The 19,180-nt window shown below is 39.7% G+C and carries 14 protein-coding genes; all 14 read right to left on the bottom strand.

Features of this window, described 5'->3' with window-relative positions; all coding sequences use genetic code 11:
- Positions 1 to 621: 621 nt before the first annotated feature.
- Positions 622 to 1,575, bottom strand: a complete 954-nt coding sequence (locus MKY65_RS06560; RefSeq protein WP_339183385.1) for a GNAT family N-acetyltransferase — start codon at positions 1,573 to 1,575, stop codon at positions 622 to 624.
- 96 nt (positions 1,576 to 1,671) lie between these two features.
- Positions 1,672 to 2,547, bottom strand: coding sequence for a MurR/RpiR family transcriptional regulator (locus MKY65_RS06555; protein WP_339183383.1), 876 nt, complete (start codon positions 2,545 to 2,547; stop codon positions 1,672 to 1,674).
- A 128-nt stretch (positions 2,548 to 2,675) separates the two neighbouring features.
- A complete protein-coding gene (locus MKY65_RS06550; RefSeq protein WP_339183381.1) occupies positions 2,676 to 3,827 on the bottom strand; it encodes a DUF1343 domain-containing protein in 1,152 nt (383 codons plus the stop codon).
- Between the two features lie 22 nt (positions 3,828 to 3,849).
- Positions 3,850 to 4,467: a YesL family protein gene (locus MKY65_RS06545; RefSeq protein WP_339183379.1), complete on the bottom strand. Its 618-nt coding sequence runs from the start codon at positions 4,465 to 4,467 to the stop codon at positions 3,850 to 3,852.
- Between the two features lie 43 nt (positions 4,468 to 4,510).
- Complete coding sequence (locus tag MKY65_RS06540) at positions 4,511 to 5,398, bottom strand: carbohydrate ABC transporter permease (protein WP_339183378.1); 888 nt, start codon at positions 5,396 to 5,398, stop codon at positions 4,511 to 4,513.
- Positions 5,399 to 5,411: 13 nt separating this feature from the next.
- A complete protein-coding gene (locus MKY65_RS06535; protein WP_339183376.1) occupies positions 5,412 to 6,359 on the bottom strand; it encodes an ABC transporter permease subunit in 948 nt (315 codons plus the stop codon).
- A gap of 80 nt (positions 6,360 to 6,439) precedes the next feature.
- Positions 6,440 to 8,059, bottom strand: coding sequence for an extracellular solute-binding protein (locus MKY65_RS06530; protein ID WP_339183374.1), 1,620 nt, complete (start codon positions 8,057 to 8,059; stop codon positions 6,440 to 6,442).
- A gap of 86 nt (positions 8,060 to 8,145) precedes the next feature.
- Complete coding sequence (locus tag MKY65_RS06525) at positions 8,146 to 9,759, bottom strand: extracellular solute-binding protein (protein ID WP_339183372.1); 1,614 nt, start codon at positions 9,757 to 9,759, stop codon at positions 8,146 to 8,148.
- A gap of 189 nt (positions 9,760 to 9,948) precedes the next feature.
- Positions 9,949 to 11,541, bottom strand: coding sequence for a beta-N-acetylhexosaminidase (gene nagZ, locus MKY65_RS06520; protein WP_339183369.1), 1,593 nt, complete (start codon positions 11,539 to 11,541; stop codon positions 9,949 to 9,951).
- A 35-nt stretch (positions 11,542 to 11,576) separates the two neighbouring features.
- Positions 11,577 to 13,454: a beta-N-acetylhexosaminidase gene (locus MKY65_RS06515; RefSeq protein ID WP_339183366.1), complete on the bottom strand. Its 1,878-nt coding sequence runs from the start codon at positions 13,452 to 13,454 to the stop codon at positions 11,577 to 11,579.
- 407 nt (positions 13,455 to 13,861) lie between these two features.
- On the bottom strand, positions 13,862 to 14,608 hold the full coding sequence (locus tag MKY65_RS06510) for a hypothetical protein (protein WP_339183364.1): 747 nt from the start codon (positions 14,606 to 14,608) through the stop codon (positions 13,862 to 13,864).
- An 84-nt stretch (positions 14,609 to 14,692) separates the two neighbouring features.
- Positions 14,693 to 15,421, bottom strand: coding sequence for a DUF2071 domain-containing protein (locus MKY65_RS06505; protein ID WP_339183362.1), 729 nt, complete (start codon positions 15,419 to 15,421; stop codon positions 14,693 to 14,695).
- A gap of 121 nt (positions 15,422 to 15,542) precedes the next feature.
- A complete protein-coding gene (locus tag MKY65_RS06500) occupies positions 15,543 to 16,451 on the bottom strand; it encodes a DMT family transporter (protein WP_339183359.1) in 909 nt (302 codons plus the stop codon).
- A 647-nt stretch (positions 16,452 to 17,098) separates the two neighbouring features.
- A complete protein-coding gene (gene tkt / locus MKY65_RS06495) occupies positions 17,099 to 19,093 on the bottom strand; it encodes a transketolase (protein WP_339183356.1) in 1,995 nt (664 codons plus the stop codon).
- Positions 19,094 to 19,180 lie beyond the last annotated feature (87 nt).

The raw sequence follows: 19,180 nt of genomic DNA, 5'->3' as shown, positions 1-19,180 counted from the left end.
TATCGGATTTGAAAATTAGTTTACCATAATTCAAAATTATATTCAACATAAAATTTTGATAATTTTAATAACTGCACCAAATTTATCGAGCAAATTTATCGAAGTCAGCAGTAAAACAAATTAAATTGCTACGACTCCTATTATTTTTAAGCCCTTCTTGCCTACCTTAAAATTCTGGATGAAAGTAGAGGAAAACAATACTGAAAAGGACGGTCCACTCGTGTCTGAGTAGGCCGTCCTTTTCAGTATTGTTTAACATTCATATATTTTTTTCTAATGATATAGTTATAATTATTTCAATATCTTAATTTAAGAGATTATTATCCAAATTAGTTACAACTACTTTAATATCCCTCCACTCCCCCCAAAGCAAAGGCGCTCCTCACAAATACCATCTCACGTTAAAATAAAAAACCAGTATCTTCATACTATATTCCAATAAAAACCATTCCCGTTTTCATATATAATTCTATAGAAGCATTGTTTATCTTCAGCACCAAACTTGATATAGATTACTGGTTCACCACCCCTATAGAAAAAAATCTCTTTTTAATTACGCCTACTACTATACTGTTCCAACTTTCGAAAAATAATTTGAAAAATTTGTTTAAAATACTGTATTTACAAATTCTTACTATACCCAGCATAGCTCTTCCAAACCGTATATCCCAATTTATTATAAAAAGCTGTCAGCCCTGTCCAGTCAATGACAATGCGGGAGACGCCCCGTTCTCTTAAAAACCCGATTCCTGCTTCAACAACAGCTAATCCATACCCTTTCCCGCGTTCGTTCGCATCCACTCCTAAAGGTCCAATCCCGCCTAATTCCTCCTGAAACAAAGGAGCCCAGTATACATTTTGAGCGATAAACGGTGCATTTTCATCATTCATTCTACAAAACCCAATGATTCGCTGCCCTTTTTTTAGAATCGCAAATTCTCTTCCTGTACCGCCCTTTTGAAAATAATGAATCGCTTCATATTCCCATCTTTCCGGGAAACACCGATGTAAAAAATCAAGAAATAGTTCCTTATCTTCCAACTCTAACACCTGGCATTCTATCCCTGCTATTTTGGGGACTGCCGCTTCATCATGGACATTATATTTTCGGATCATGTCATGCTCTATCCCGCTGTTTTGGTATCCTTTTTGCGCAAACCAGGATTTTGTTTCTTCCAATTCCATGGGAATACCGGGAAAATAATGCCATGGGTCACGTCCCAGCAGAATTTGCTTTACACCGGCAGCCTTTAAATGCGTTTCAGCATTTATTAACAATAAGGAGCCAATTCCTTGATCTCTTCGGTTCTCCTCCACAAGAAGTACTTGGATCCACCCGATTTCCTTACTCATATTGACTTCCTGTTTTTCTTGGTATCTCTTTGCAACAACAAATCCGACCACATGATTTTCCTCATCGATAGCAATTGCAGAGGCTTTTTCGCATATATTTTCGTCCTCGAAACTATTTTGTTTAAACAGCTCCTTCCGCATTGGAAAATGGCTTCCTATTTCCTGATTCCATAATTGAACCAGTGCATCTATTCTTCTTTCATTCCAAGACTCTAGCCTCATGCTTTACATCTCCTTTCTTTTTGAGAATGTATATAGTAAGCTTTTTCCCTTGTTTTGATGCTGCAATAAGAATTCTTACGGCACTCTTTAACTTCCTTATTTTTTTATCTTTTCATTTCCTTTTTTAAAGAAATCCACCGCATCCCTCGTCTCATCCAGATGCTTTACGGTAACAGGATATTGTAAGGCAGCTACACTCATAAACAAAATATCCATGACCTGCAGCTGTACGATTCGGGATGACGTAGCGCCGCTCCGGAAAATAGGCTCTCTCGTTGTAGATGTATACAGCTTTATATCTGCATGCTCGGTAACCGGCCATTTCCCGTATTTAGTCAGACTGATTGTTTTCACACCTCTTCTTTTGGCAAGATGAAGCATATTTGCAATTTCAACGGTTTCTCCTGAAAAAGAAATACCAAAAACAACATCGTTTTTGCTCATATTGGCAATGACTGTCGCCGCAATATGCATGTCTTCAAAGGCATAGGCGTTTTTATTAATCCGGATAAATTTTTGCACCGCATCCTGTGCAATCATTCCTGACGCGCCGACGCCGATAAATAAGATTTTTGAGGCGTCATTCATCCATTGAACCCCTGTCTGCAGTTGATCAATATCAATTAATTGCGCTGTTTCTCTTATCGTTTGAATACTGTTATTGGTCATTTTATCAATAATAGATAAGGACGTTTCATCCGGATCAATATCGCGGAATCCGTACTCCTCTTTTCTTTGTAAATCACCTGCAATACGGATTTTTAAATCGTGAAAACCCTTCAAATTCAAAGATTTGCATAATCGGATAACTGCTGCGCCGCTTGTTTCACTGCGTTTCCCGAGCTCCTTTGCAGTCAACGAAATAACTTTTTCCGGGTTTTTTAAAATATAATCAGCAATCTTCTTTTCAGATGGCGGGAGACTCAAAAGCATCTCATTGATTCTCGTTATTCCACCGTTTATAAAAGGCAATAGGATCAACTCATTTCTTTTTCTCTCTTCACAGAAGAACCTGACTTTTGATTAATGCTTTCATGAAGCTTATACTCCTCGGTTCTGTAATTACAGTGGGACGCATATCTATATCTGCCGTAATGATTCTAACGATATAAAAGATATTTTTTTCGCGTTTTTTTAAATACCCCCAGCTCCTGTTGGCCTTCCTCCAAATACTTTTCTGCTTCTCCAGCCAAGATGTAATTTCTTAAACGCTTGGTTCCTGCCAGTAAATCAAAGAAATACTTCCCATTTTCATTTTCGGTAAATTGAAATTGATTCGGATAGAGTGCTGCGATAGTTTCCACTAAAGTGACCCCTGCTCGTAAGGCATAAAGTGTATGGCGGTTTTCAATATGAAGCTGTACACCGCCGCAGATTTCACCTTCATGTTTTTGATAAGTCGGAACAAAAGATACCGGGCGGGCAAGCACGCCAGGTATTTTTTTATCATTATATACTTTCGCCAGCTTCTGCCCTTCTATAAAAGGAGCGCCAATCCACTCAAATGGTTTTGCTGTCCCTCTTCCCTCGGATACATTGGTTCCTTCTAAAAGACAGGTGCCCGGATATAAAATAGCCGTATCAGCCACAGGCACATTCGGCGACGGCGGAATCCAGAATAAATTCGTATCATCAAAATACATACGGCGTTTCCAGCCTTCCATCGGCACGATAGAAAGGTCGCAGAAGTAAGCGAATTCCTTTTTAAATAACAATGCCAATTCTCCTATAGTCATACCATGACGATTCGGGATTGGCAGTAAACCGACAAAGGAACGCACATCCGGTTCGACCAGATTTCCCTCCATACTCAAACCGGACACTGGGTTGGGCCGGTCAAGAACAATCAGCTTCTTTCCATATTCCATACATGCTTCCATCATATAAGCCATGGTATAAATGTACGTATAGTATCTTGAGCCGATATCCTGTAAATCAAAGACCAGCACATCCACATCTGCAAGCATCTCTTGACTTGGCTTTCTCGTCTCTCCGTACAAACTGTATACCGGCAGCCCTGTTTTAGCATCTATGGAAGAGGATACCTCCTGCCCTTCTTTCGCATCTCCGCGGATGCCGTGTTCCGGAGCATACAGGGCCGTCAGATGGATTGCCGGATGCTCCGCAAACAAATCAATGGATGGCTGCAGTTTTTCGTTTACTCCCGTCATATTCGTAACCAGACCGATCCGCTGCCCTTCCACACGTTTATATCCTTTCTCTAAAAATATATCCAGACCTAACCGTACCAATCGTTCCACCTCCGTACATCATTTAAGCAAGGCTTTCCTCCATTTTGGCAAAGGTTAAATGCGTTCCCCACATCAAAATATATGCAATCACACTTCCGCCAAAGAAAAAGAGGACAGCAGGAATGGTAATAAACAAAAGATAGATAAGCGCCATGACGATGCCCAGAAGAAATACAGTTAATAAAGGATGACCGATTCCAATAAGCAGTGCCCATTTGATATAGTCCACTGCCCGTAATTGAAAATGGGCATAAATAGGGAAAAGATAGAGCACAATCACAGCGAATAACAAAAACAATCCGACAACAGCAAAGCTTGCCATCGTATAGGCTATATGCTCCTGCGTCCGTAAAATGCGAAATTCCATTATCATGAGATATCCTGTTCCAGCCAGAAGATATCCTAAAACATTGATTTTCAGAAATTCTTTTTTATAGTTTTTCCAAAAAACCTGAAAGACAGGAATATCCTTCTCTCCATGGACCCACTTCCGTACCACCGCAAACATCGCTGCCGTAGCTGGAAAAAATCCAACTACACCAAGTCCGACCAGCGAGAAAGCAATCCACAGTAAATTGAGATAAGCAAATCTCGTAATCCATACAGCAAAACGATAATATCCATCTATAAATCCGTTCATCGCCATCCCTCCCGTCTATTCCATTATTCCTTTACAGCCTCATCTATTCTTTAATAGAGCCAATCAACACTCCCTGTACAAAAAATCGCTGGACAAATGGATAAACTAATAATAATGGCAGTGACGATACGATAATCACTGCATATTTGATCAGACCGGCTGTTTTCACCTGATCCACCAAAGATTCGGCTGATCCGCCTGGATCATTCAATTGCATCTGGTTTACTACGAGGATCTCTCTTAAAATCAATTGCAATGGGTACTTATCACGGTCCGATAAATAAATTAAAGCGTTAAAATACTGGTTCCATAAATTCACTGCGTGAAACAGTGCCATAACCGCAATAATCGGCAGCGATAGCGGCAATACAACCCGTATAAATATATAGAAATCAGAAGCTCCGTCAATTTTTGATGCTTCTACTAATTGATCCGGAATACTTTGCTGGAAAAAAGCTCTTGCAACCAGAATGGACCAGGCTCCTACCACGTTCGGAATAATAATTGCCCACATTGTGTCGAGCATTCCCAGAGATTGGACAACAAGGTAAGTAGGAATTAACCCTCCATTAAACAGCATGGTAAATAAAATAAACCAGAGGATAAGTTTTTTAGCCATTAATTCTTTACGTGACAAGGCGTATGCACAAGGCAATAAAACAAATAAGTGAATGGCCGTTCCTACAAATGTGTAAATAATGGTGTTTTTATAGCCGAGCCAAATAGCATCATTGGCAAATACACGTTCATATCCTTTAAACGTGATATCGACCGGCCAGAGCCACATCCTGCCTGAGCTGACTGCTTGCGGATCACTGATAGAGGCACTTAGAACAAAGACCAGGGGATAGACAATCAACACTAATATAATGAGAAGAAATATGGTATTGATCCAATCAAATCCTCTATCTGAAAGCGTAAACCTTTTCATCTTCTATACCTCCTTACCATAGACTGTTGCCGCTTACCTTTCTGGCTGTATAATTAAACACAACCAACAATGCAATGTTGATTGCTGAATCGAACAGCCCGATTGCCGCCGCAAAGCTGTATTGCCCTTCCAGCAGACCTGTTTGATACACAAATGTCTGAATCACATCCGATGTTTTGGCATTTAAATTATTTTGCATCAGCAGCACTTTTTCAAAGCCGACGGTCATAAAGCTGCCGATGTTTAGAATAAATAACACAACGATTGTCGGCAGAATGCTTGGTATATTAATATGGAAAATACGCTGCAGCCGGGATGCACCATCCACCTTTGCCGCTTCATGTAATTCCGGATTAACACCGGATAATGCCGCCAGATAAATAATCGATCCCCATCCGAGCGTTTGCCAGACACCAGACCATGTAAAAATGTGTCTGAACCAGCTTGGGCTTGTCAGAAAATCAATCGGACTTCCGCCAAAAACAACAATAAGACGATTTACTAAGCCTGTTGTAGGATCTAAGAAAATAACAATCATCCCTACCACAACAACGACGGAAATAAAGTGCGGCGCATAGGTTAATGTCTGGGCCCACTTTTTAAACATTCTATTTCTCACTTCATGCAGAGAGAGTGCCAGAATAATAGGCAGTGGAAATAAAATTAACTGATACGCACTTAAAACCAGTGTATTTTTAAGCAGTCTCCAAAAATAATATGAATTAAAAAAACGCTCAAAGTGATCAAATCCTATCCAAGGACTCCCCCAGATTCCAAGGTTGGCAAAAAAGTTCTTGAAAGCAATCTGGACACCGTACATCGGTATATAATGCAATATGATAAAATACGCAACCGCCGGAAGCAGAAAGACATATATTTGCCAATTACGGGCAAAATTCTTTTTCACTTGATAAAATTTACTTCGGGCTGGGACAGAAACGTCATTTTTAACTCCCTTCATTCTTTAACCCCCTATTTATCGGTGTCTGGATTCCCCTCCAGACACCGATAAATTCAACTTCTGTTCAGGATGACAAGTCGTTAATTTTCTTGATAGCGTTCATAGGCTGCCTGCTGGATTTCCATATATTCGTCATAGCCCATCTCTTTAATCGTTTCTACATAGGCATCCCATTCAGAGAAATCATTTTCTCCCGTAATAAAACCAGCCTGCATTTCTTCTACATATTTTTGTAAATCTGTTTCCAATACAGCGATACGGTCATTTTCTTCTGCCGTATACGTAAATGCCGGCCAAATTTCATCAATCAAATACGGCTCCAGCTGTTCCGCAGCTTCTACATCTGCCGGCGCATTCTCTGAACCGGTAAAGTATTCATCTGTAACGATAACCGGGTGATTGCCGCCTGGGTTGATAATATACTTGGCAAGTGCCTGTGTCAGCGTTAAGCCGTCCGGATTATCCGTTATTTCTTCTGTCAGCTTCGGACCGTCCTCTGTTTCTTCATAGGTTTCTCCTTCAATGCCCATAAAGAACATTTTCTGGCCTTCTTCACTCCAGAAATAATCAATCCATCTTAATGCCGCTTCCGGATTTTCGTTTTCGCTGGTGATCAGAAAGTTCCCTAACGAAAGAACAGGTGAGGTAATCCCCGTATACATTTTTGTTCCATCCGGACCTTCTAATGCATTGCCCGGGATAAACTGCTCGCCTACTTCTTTCCCATATAATTCCATTGGGTTATAGAATTGCACAGCGCCATAAAGATCATCCGCGGCACTCGCTAAATGCTGATCGACTTCCAAGGAATAAATATTTTGCTCAATCAGTCCTTCCTCGTAAAGCATATTTAAATATTCCAACATTTCTTTGTATTGATCCGCAATCGGATAAAAACGGATATCCTCTGAATTTGGGTCACTGTCGATCAGGGTATGAAGCTGCCCGCGGTTTTGAACCCCAAACGCTCCTGAAATCCAGTGAATGATACGGGACATTTCCGCTACACTGCTTAATGGAATTTCATCATTTTTTCCATTCCCGTTTAAATCTGTTTCTTTCACCGCTTTCAAATATTCATAGAATTCTTCGGTTGTTTCTGGATTATCCATATCTAATTGCTCCAGCCAATCTCCATTTATCCAACCTTTTGCTCCAATCAATAAGGACGAAAAATCTGGTGAATAGACGGTCGGGATCGAATAGATATTTCCATCCGGGAACGTAATCCCTTTTCGAATATCCGGGTTTTCATCAAGGACCTTTTTGATATTTGGCGCATATTCCTCAATCAAATCATTTAAAGGGATAAATGTGCCCTGACTTCCATATTTTTGAACATCGGAAACAGGCAGGTTAGCGGAGTAAAATACATCCGGCAAATCGCCGCTGGCCAGAGCCAGATTTCTTCTTTCTTCCAATCCATCTGCCGGCACCATATTCCATGTGATATCCATATTTGTCATTTCTTCATATTCATTCAAAAGCAGCACATCATTCCAATCATCCGCCGTCGTTGCTGCTTTCCCGGCAAAAACCTCTAATTCAATTGTATCCTCCACAATAGGCATACCTTCTGTATTTAAGTTATTTAACGCCTCTTCACTGCCGCCGACATCATCCTTGTCATCGTTATTACATGCCGATAGGGCAATTAACGGCACAGCTGCCAGCATCATGAATTTCATTTTGATTTTCACAGAAAAACCTCCAAGCTTTTTTATTCTAATATAAGGCGGAAAAAAGGAAGGAATTTCTCCCTTTTTTCCACTTGTGAGGCTATTACTTACTGTCCTTCTTCATAACGTTTCAGTGCTTCGTTTTGAATTTCCATATACTCATCGAGACCCATTTCTTCCAATGTCTTCACATAATTATCCCACTCGTCAAAGGACGTTTCTCCCGTAACAAATTGTGCTTCCATCTCTCCAACATACTTCTGAATATCCGCTCCTAAAGAATCCAGCGCTACTTGTTCCTCTTCTTCATAGAAGAAAAACGGCCAAGGCTCTTCAATCAAATAAGGAGCCATGTTTTCTGCGTTTTCGAGATCCTCCGGCTGAAATTCAGGCGCTGTCGAATATTCCGGATTTTCAATCACTGGATGCCCTCCGCCTGGATTAATAATATACTGCGCCAATGCTTCTTGAACCGTTAACCCGTTTGGATTATTTGTAATTTCTTCCGTTAATTCCGGACCATCCGGCGTTTCTTCATAGGTTTCTCCCTCTAATCCCATAAAGAACATCTTCGCTCCTTCATCACTCCAGAAATAGTCAATCCAGCGAATCGTTGCTTCCGGGTTTTCATTGACATTGGTAATGGAAAAATGCCCCAGACTATTTACTGGTGAAATGACAGAGGTAAACAGCTTATCTCCATTCGGACCTTCCAGTGCATTACCAGGAACATAGCGTCCGCCGACTTCTTCTCCAAAATAATCCTTAGGATTAAAGAAGTTCATCGCAGCATACTTTCCTTCTGCTCCATTCGCCAGAAAATGATCGACTTCAATCGAGTAGATATTTTGTTCAATCAAGCCTTCTGTATATAGTTTGTTCATATATTCCAGCAATTGTTTATACTCATCCGCTGTACGGTAAAAACGCAATTCTCCTGTTTCCGGATCTTCATCAATGGAAGGATGCAAAATTCCTTTATTTGATACACCAAATGCGCCGGTCAGCCAATGGAATAAACGATCCATCGACACACTGCTAAATGGAATCACTTCATTTCCGTCAACGGATAATTCTTTGGCTGCTTTTAAATATTCATAAAATTCGTCCGTCGTTTCCGGGTTATCCATTCCGGTCTCATCCAGGATTTCTTGGTTTATCCACGGCTTATCATCCATCAGGGAAGTCGCCGATTCTGGATCTCTTAATCGGGGAATGGCATAGATATTTCCATCAGGAAATGTGATGCCTTGTTTGATTTCAGGATATTCCTCCAGGTATGCCTTGATATTTGGAGCGTATTCATCAATCAAATCATTAAGCGGAATGAAAATTCCCTGCTCGCCGTATTTATATAAATCGGAATTAGGCATATAAGAACCGTAGAAAAGATCCGGCAAATCGCCGCTTGCTAACGCTAAATTTCTTTTTTCTTCTAACCCGTCAACCGGAACCTGATTCCAGTTCATATCAATATTCGTCATTTTTTCATATTCATTTAAAACAGGAACATCATTCCAATCATCTGCCGCTGAAGCAGCTTTACCTGCGAATACATCAATCGTGATTTCTTCCTCCACAATTGGCATCCCTTCTTGATTCAGATTTTCGAGTGCATCCTCACTTCCTCCGACAGCTTCTTTTTCATCTTTACTGCACGCAACCAGCACGGCTAAAAAGGAGATGCATAATAGAAATAAGATTTTCTTACTCTTTTTCACTCAAAAACCTCCCCCTATTTTATTTTTCTTTCTCTTTCAAGATTCTTAATTAAATAAAGCGCAGGGTATTTCCCCATTCGGATACTGTGAACAGCAGCTTTTGTCCCCCCTATTATTTAGCTCACCCTCCCCTCCTCCTTTCGTACTTTACTTCCTTGCAGCTGATCAACAGCTTTAGTAATCATGCTGCTATCCAATATTGACTGGGAGTGTGCCTCTCGCTTTTTCCCTGCCAAAAATTACTCCAGCGGCTGCCTGTAATGCAGGATAACTAGGTTCATAGGTATTGATAAAGGCTCGCAATTTGTTTAGATAATGAAAATCATATGGATTTCGTATGCCAACGCCAATAATATTGCTATTATCTTTTACTAATCGATTAACAAACGCAATAACAGGGCTCTTTTCCGTCACAGTCTTTGTTCCTAAAATGATATAATCAACTTTTTTAGCAGCGTGAACAAGCTTTTCCATCTCATGCTCCAGTTTATTTTCGTCATACACCTCCACAGCTGCGTGCGGAATATATTCTCTTACTGCTGAGCCAAGTGACTTCTGCTGCGACGTTTTATCTTCCACCTGCGTCATGAAGCTGTGGGCTGGTTCTAACACAAGGACTTGCAGCTGTTTATCTACTTTTAACGGCAGCAGCTGATTATTATGCACCATTGTGACGCTTTCTCTATACACTTTCCGGGCGAGCTGATGATGCTCCTTTGAACCGACAATTTGTAAGGCTTTTTCTTTATCTGAGGATAAGGTGTCCTCCCAGGAGGTATACTTTTCTTTTAACAGCTGGATGCGCTGAAATGATGCTTCAATACGGGAAGCATGTAACTCTCTGCTTTCTACAGCATCGGTTATTGCTTGGATCGTTCCTTTTTGAACAGGGTACGTATGGGAAACCATGACAAAATCCGTACCCGCCTGCAGTGCTTTTACTGCACCTTTTTCTGTTCCAACGGAGTTTGATACCGCTTTCATCTCCATACAATCCGTTGTAATCGCTCCTTGAAATCCAAGCTTCTCCCGTAACAGTTTCACATACACTTGCTTCGATAAGGTTGCAGGCGTATTTGCTTTCGGCTCAATTGCCGGAAAATAAACATGAGCAGCCATGACAGTGTCTGCACCAGCTTGAATACAAGCTTGAAATGGAACTAATTCCACTTTTTCCAGCCGTTCCACCTCATGCGATATCACCGGTAAATCTAAATGAGAATCCACACTGGTATCCCCATGGCCTGGAAAATGCTTTAACGATGTCATCACCCCGGCATCCTGCAGTCCTTTCATTATTGCTTTCCCAAACGCTGCAACCTTTTGGGGATTTTCACTAAAAGAGCGCACACCGATAACTGGATTCTCAGGGTTATTATTTACATCTAAGACCGGCGCCAGATTCCAATTGATTCCCAGCGCTCTTAGTTCTCTTCCCGTTGCTAAACCGACTTCATAAGCATGCTGCGATTCATCTGCCGCACCAAGCGCCATCGCCCCTGGAAAGGTTGTCATCCCTTGATGCATTCTGCTGACGACCCCGTTTTCCTGATCCAGACAAATAAATAGAGGCTTTTCATATCCGGCGGCTTTTGCTTCCTTTTGTAAACTGGAAGTCAATTGAAGAACCTCTTCCGGCTCACCGATATTTCGGCTAAACAAAATGATAGAACCAACATGATAATCATGAATCAATTCTTTTATTTCGGGCGTGATTGCTTTTCCGTTAAACCCGACAACGAGCAGCTGCCCAATTTTTCTTGCTAACTTTTTATTACTCACAAAGCATCCTCCTTTATTCATCAAACGCACGGAAATTATGATAAATTTCCTGCTGTGACAATACGATGGTATAAATTTCTGCCTAGTGAACCTTCCTGCATCGGATACGGACCTTCAAAATAAAGCCGATTTTCCTCCAGCTCCTCTATTTTATTGATTTCTCCTCCGATGTACTGATTGAGGCGGTACATCACCGTATCAATCCGCGTAAGCACGCCGCCATACCGAATCTCAATAATTTCCCAGCCAAAGGGTTTATGGAGAGAAAACCATAGGGTGCGATGTGTTTTCCGCAATGTATCCACACGCTCTTTTATCTCTTCTAAGATAGGGAGCATATCTTGAAGCATTCCCATATTTTGGTTATCATATATTACTTTTAAGTTTCTGCCTATTTCCGCTTTGTTACTGAGCACATGGGATAATTGCCGGTAAAAATGGAACAACAGGCTCCAATCCTTATTTCTTTTTGCTGCCCGCTCTAATTTGGCCGTTAAAAGCTTATAATGTTTGTTCAGGGCCAGATTTTTGATATTCTCATCATACAAACCAATTAAAATATCTTGCCATAATAATAGCTTGGATGGATTGGAGGTCTGTAAATTATGCTTACTGACTCCAGGTGTTTCATCCAATTGAGTGAACAGCATAAAATCATCAAAATGAGCACCCGTACAAAAACGAAACCGTTTCTGCAAATGGGCATCGGAAAAATATTCCTGATAAGCATGTTCGGCAAATAACTGCAGGACTGGCAAAGCTGTCATCATCGGTGTCTCCGCTCCATTATCTCCCCACATCGTGACGAATACTTCCTTGATATTCTCTTTTTTACAGGCACGTAAAGCTGCTTCCGTGGTGGCAAAGGCTTTTCCATAATTCGGGGAGATTCCATTCCACGTCCATACACCGCCCGCAAATACCGGATTATCCTTTAACGCCTTATGCTTCTGAATAAATGTACGATAAAATGCTTCATCATCATGGTAATAATCCCAATAAACAAGCTGCGTATCTGGGATCGATGCTATGGCCGATTCAGGAATATCCGCTTCCAGATCATAATATCCTCCATGCTTGGACCCAAGGCGAAAATACATGTCACTCCAAATCATCGGCTTCAGCTTTTTTCTCTCTGTAATAGCTGTTACCTCTTGCAAATGTTTATTCATAATATCGAATCTTTTTTCATAGCCATGCTTATCCAAATATTTCCCTAATCCCAGCTGATGTGCTTCATCCATTCCAATGTGAATCCGTTTGGATTGGAAGGGACGGCTTGCAGCTTCAATAAGATGTTCTAAAAATGTATACGTCTCCGTTGCGCCGGCCAATAAAATGTCAGCTGTATCGCGGAGAGGAATAGCGTAGTTCCATTTTAATGCCTCGGTTAAATGAGCTAATGTCTGAATACAAGGAATCATTTCAATCCCTAAATTCGCTGCATACCGATCACATTCCCTGAGTTCTTCTTCTGTATATCTTCCACGCATATAGCCAAAATAGGGATATTCCTTTACTTCATATGTATCTTCTGTATAAATCATCAGCGTATTTAACCCCATCATGGCCATTTTCCGTAACAAATCCTTTATCCCGTCTACCGTCATAACTGCATTTCGTGAGGAATCCAGCATCGCACCCTTCATCGTAAATTGAGGATACTCCACAAGGGTAAAATCTTTTTCCGTATAAAAATGCTCCAGCCATAATCCAATTCCTCTAAAAAAATGAATCTTTTCCTGAAATAAGATTTCACCTTTTATGTTTTCATTTTTTACCGAAAGGGGTCCTTTTCTTTGTTTCACATGAATGTGATGCCCTTCCTTGGCTAATTCAATACCCAATTCCTTTAAAAGCAGCTTCAGCCCCTTTTTCACCTGTGACACATCACCTGTTAAATGAAGTTTCATATCCAAACCGACCTCGCTTTTCTTTCATTTGTGATTTTTTCGTTTTAGAACGTTAACGTACGTATTTGAATATTCCAAGCTGCACTTTTTGGTTTGTATTAGAATATGCTTCTAAAAATTGAAATAGAATATCAGATTTTCATTCGAAACATTGTTATTCTGTTTTATCCTGACTGAGCGTCCAGAAAACGCTCATTGTTATTTTCCCTCGTCTTTTAGATTTGGCTTGAGTTCCAACACCTTTCCGCAGTTTGATGATAAGAATCATTAGCAAGTGCTTATTGTACAATTTTTCCGGTTTTTAGAAGACATACGAAAAACTCCCTTTATAGCAGGAGGGAAATCTCCAGCTGCTGTAAAGGGAGCGTATCAAATGATTTTTTTTACCAAAGAGAATATTAGCCTTGTTACCAGTCAAAGAAAAATTTTAACATTAAAACGATAGTTGCATATCCAGCAGCCCCTGTTAAAAACCATTTGAAGTGGGCCTCTCTTTCTTCCGGCATCTCATATTTGATAACGTTTAGAATCATCGCACCGGAAATAAAAGAGAAAATAATAGTGAGGACAAGCGTATTAAATGTTACAAATGAACCAACCAGCCAGCCGATAACGATTCCTGCTGCCAGCACGTACCAGCCATATTTATTATACATTTCTGAATTTTCTCTCCACATATCATGAGCTACTGCAAAAAAGTGCAGGCCAATAGCTGAAGAATAAAAAGCGACTTGAATTCCTTGTACCTGTGATTGAATAACAACAAACGAAATTAACATATTATAAATGCTAAAAAAGATTATTTGCACCCAAAAAACGCGATTTTCGATGACCTTTCCCTGAGCAGTGTCTGACTCCTTCTCTGATTTGTTCAAAGACCGATTTACTATATTTTGAATGCCGAAAAAAAGCAGCATGCCAATTAATCCAACAAAATATAATTCCGATTCCATTGCCAAATCATCTGTATCCTGCAAGCTTGCCTGTTCTTCATGAAAAGCAGGTAATACATAGACAAAGATATACGCAGCTGCAATCCCTCCGGAAAAAGACAGCCAACGATCTCTTTTAATACGATCAGAAGGCAGTATCTGATTAGTTAATAAATGAATGGTTATCAAAATAACCCCAACAACGAACGCTCCAATTGTCAATATTTACACTCCTACGTTCTAAAAATCTTTCCTTCATTCAATAACCTGTACCCCTAATCACCTCGTTAAAAACTAGCTTTATCATCATTCTACTCTTCTTATCATCCTATTGAAAGCAACTTTAGAACAGGCATAATGGATAACTGGTTTCCCGCCTAAAAGTTCTTTCGGTAAAAAGGAAACCATCGTCTGCTTTTCTATAGTGACCTCTGCATTTTGGACTTGCCACCGCTTATGCTGAATATCCCCGCGATATAAACAACCCTTTTTATATGACCAGAAGATATACCGTTCCAACAGCCAATAATCAAGACTTTCTTTTTCCGGATAAAAAGCTGCTTCCACCGGCGTATAGCTTGCTTGAAAATTAGCCGCCAGCTCCCCTTTACGTGAGCTCTCCAAATAATAGGCGCCAGCTGAGCTCTCCATTTTCATATCTGCATGAAGAAAAGGAGCATGTACTATTTTTGCTCCTAAAACGACAACGAATTTATTCGTATCCATCGTAAAGAAATAAACCCCTCTTTCTCCATTTCTTTTTACATATGTTCTTACATTCAGCTGCAGCATCGGGCGCAGATAAGGGGTTCCAGGCAGATAGCGAAAACGGTTCTTGCTTACTTTGAAAGCAACAATACTGATCCACGCCTGTCCATCATAAGTATCCAGTTCTACTCCTTTGGGGAGCTGCCCTGCTAAAGCATCCCGTGATACTGGCAGGTGGATAAATAGCAGGTGCTCCCATTTTTGGAGGAGAACCCATGGAGAAGGATGAGGCATGCCTGCTTTTTTGATTGTTTTTTTAATGATCATATGAATTTTTTCCTGTTCATGTTTTTTTAGATATGTTTATGCATCCATTAGTCTAAACAGCTTTGTACTCCATTATTCGCTCTGCTTCAAAAAATGTATATCAATCAGGTAGCCCATCCATTTACTTAGCAACAAACTTTCCTCTTCGCTTTAATAATACATACTCCAATGTTCCTGTCCCGACAAATATTCCACACAGGATGAAAACAAATCCAATGATATGAAATAATGTTAGGCTTTCATTTAAGAACAGTACAGAACCAACTATTGCAAAAAGCGTATTCAGATTCATAAACAGCGTTGTTTCCGCAGGACCTACCTGCTTAATCGCCAAATTATAAATAATATGACCAAAGGCCGTACATAACAGCGAACTAAAGAGAAAAACCAGCCCCAGTTTCCATGAGAACAGCTGGGTTAAATCGGAAACTTGGTTATCAAAAAGCTGACTCGTCAGAAAGATAAAACCCGAGCCGATGAAAAGCATAAAGCCCGTACTCAATATCGAATCGAAATCATCATGGTATTTTCCTATTAAAATAAAGCTGAAGGCCTGCACTAAAACAGCAAAAAAGACAACCACATCACCTATTGCTATACTGTGAAAACCTCCTCCTGAACTGGTGGTAAGGAAAATTCCAGCAAACCCCAAAACAAATCCAAATAAACGTAATTTCGGAACACGCTGTTTTAATAATAAAATCGCTAATAAAACAGTCAATAATGGACCCGTCCCTAAAATCAAGCTGCTGTTTACACCAGAGGTATATTTTAACCCGACACTTAGCAGCGTATGATGGAGGACAACATTAAATATCCCGACATAAAGGATAACCTTCCATTCTTTTTTATTAGGCCACCGAAACAGCCCCATAAATAAACAAATTAAAAGCACCGCAGCCCCCGCAACAAAAATCCGGAGCGCCGTTACTAAAATCGGATCGATATCAGTAACTAAAACCTTAATAGCGGAAAGGTTGAATCCCCAAAACAGCATTACAATAAATAAGAGGATATGTATTTTTTTCAATTCAACACCTGATTTCTATTTAAAATACAGAAAATTTTAAAACAAATATGTCTTTTATTAAACTATCATATTGGGTGGGGGATTTCAAAAGGGGGGGTTTTTTTGATTTTTATGTTTTCAGTATAATCTTCCCTTTAATAAACTAAATTATAGTTTATTAACATCCAATCAAATTTCATCCTGACTGTTTTTATAAATTTACGTTTTTGTTAGTTTAAAGGAGAAACATACAGAGAAAAGACTGATATAATTCATAATACACTTTGGCAACTATTTATAAATCCATACTTAAATTATATGATAAAATCAGATTGCAATCTATTTCTGAAAGTCATTATCGTATATGGCAAAGTGCTTGAGAAAATATGCCATTATTTAGACATAAAATTTCATAAATGAACAATACTTAAATACAGGGCAAGAATTATTTAAGAAACAACAAAATGTAGAAGACACACCCGTACAATATGTCAGCATAAAAAAACTAAGGCATTCCCAAATTTTTTGGTGAACCCCTTAGTTTCGCTTATATAAATTGGTTTACGGTTTACTTATTCGTCAATGGAAATAACTTCTGAAACAATTACCTGCAAATCATAAGTTCAAAATTTGCCAGATTAAATACTTTTGAGCCAGACTTATTTCTTTCAAAGACACTTATACGTATTAACTACATTTTCTATAGTGTATCCATACCTTTCAATAACCTCGTTACCAGGAGCTGACGCCCCGAATGAATCAATACTCATTACAATCCCGCTATCTCCAACATATTCTCTCCAGCCAAGTTTAGAGCCCATCTCAATAGAAACACGTTTTCTTATACCTTTTGGAAGAACACTCTCTTTATAGGCTTCCGATTGTATTTCAAAGCGATCCCAGCTTGGCATACTTACCACATTAACAAATATACCTTGCTTTTCTAGTTCTTTTTGAGCTTCAATAGCTAAGTTGACTTCTGAACCGGCAGCAATTAAAATTCCTTCTGGTTCTTGGGCCGATTTAGAAACCACATAAGCACCTTTTCTCACGCCATCTTTAGCAAGTTCTGCGGAATTCTTCAGTGTAGGTAAACCTTGTCTTCCAAGAACAAGCATCGTTGGTTGAGAAGTATTTTCTACTGCAAGTTTCCAAGCTTCTTTCGTTTCATTTGCATCTGCTGGGCGGATAACGGACAATCCTGGCATTGCGCGGAAAGATGCTAAATGTTCGATTGGTTGATGTGTTGGACCATCCTGTCCTACCGCAACAGAATCATGTGTGAACACATAAGTGACTGGGAGCTCCATTAATGATGCTAAACGGATAGCCGGACGCAAATAATCAGAAAATACAAAGAAAGTACTAATAAATGGGCGCAAGTGATGAAGTGCTAAACCATTAGCAATCGCTCCCATTGCAAACTCACGAACTCCAAAACGCAGGTTTCTTCCTTGATATTGACCTCTTTTAAAATCTCCCTCATTTGTTAAACGTGTTTTCGTAGAGGAGTCTAAGTCTGCCGATCCACCTATTAATTCAGGTAGCTTTTCTGCTAATTTATTCAATGTACTACCTGATGCAACACGTGTTGCAAGTGTATCTTCTGAGGAATACGTAGGGAGATCTATATCCCAATCATTAGCTAACTCTCCTTTTACAATGCGATTTAACTGTTCTCCAAGTTCAGGATAATCCGTTTTATAGATTTCAAACATTTTATGCCATTTCTCTTCAGCGGTCTTTCCATTTTCTTTAATTGTGGCAAAATCCTCATATACTTCTTTTGGTACATGGAATGGTTCATATTCCCATCCGTATACTTCTTTCGTACGTTCAATTTCCTCTTTACCTAATGGGTCACTATGTGCATGATGTGTTCCTTGTAAGTTCGGAGAGCCATATCCAATTGTCGTTTTTATTTCAATAACAGTTGGACGTTCCTTATCTAGTTTCGCCTCTTCAATCGCTTTTGTAATCGCTTCTACATCATTACCGTCTTCAACATTTAGATACTGCCAACAAGCAGCTTCAAAACGTTTTTGAATATGGTCGCTAAACGAAATATCTAAATCGCCATCTAAACTGATATCATTAGAATCGTAAAGAACAATAAGTTTATCTAATTGAAGGTGTCCTGCAAGGGAAATAGCTTCATAGGAAACACCTTCCATTAAATCGCCATCACCACAAATCGTATACGTATAATGGTCTATCATTTTATAGTCAGGCTTGTTATATATTTCAGCTAAATGCTTTTCTGCAATTGCCATTCCAACACTTACTGGAATACCTTGACCCAGTGGACCTGTGGTTGCCTCTACTCCAGGAGTAATTCCATATTCTGGGTGACCAGGTGTTTTACTGCCCCACTGCCTGGTTTGCTTTAAATCTTCGATAGTAATAGGATACCCAGATAGATGTAATAAATTATAGAGAAGATTAGACCCATGCCCAGCAGAAAGCACAAATCGATCTCGATTAAACCAGCTTGGACTTTCCGGGTTAATACTTAAATGTTTTTTCCATAATGTATACGCCATTGGTGCTGCTCCCATTGGCATTCCTGCATGCCCATGCTGAGCTTTCTCTACACTGTCAATTGTTAATGTTCGAAGGGTATTGATGGATAGTTCAGAAATGGTATAATCTTTCGTTGTCATTAAAAATCTACCTCCAATATAAGATTAACTCTCTTTTATGATGTGATAGAACAAGTACATATAGTTGGAAAATATATATACTTGTTC

It is taken from the genome of Oceanobacillus sp. FSL W7-1293, assembly GCF_037969815.1.
Taxonomy (GTDB): domain Bacteria; phylum Bacillota; class Bacilli; order Bacillales; family Amphibacillaceae; genus Oceanobacillus; species Oceanobacillus oncorhynchi.
Note: the sequence above shows the minus strand (reverse complement) of the source record. Positions and strands in the feature narration are given on the sequence as shown.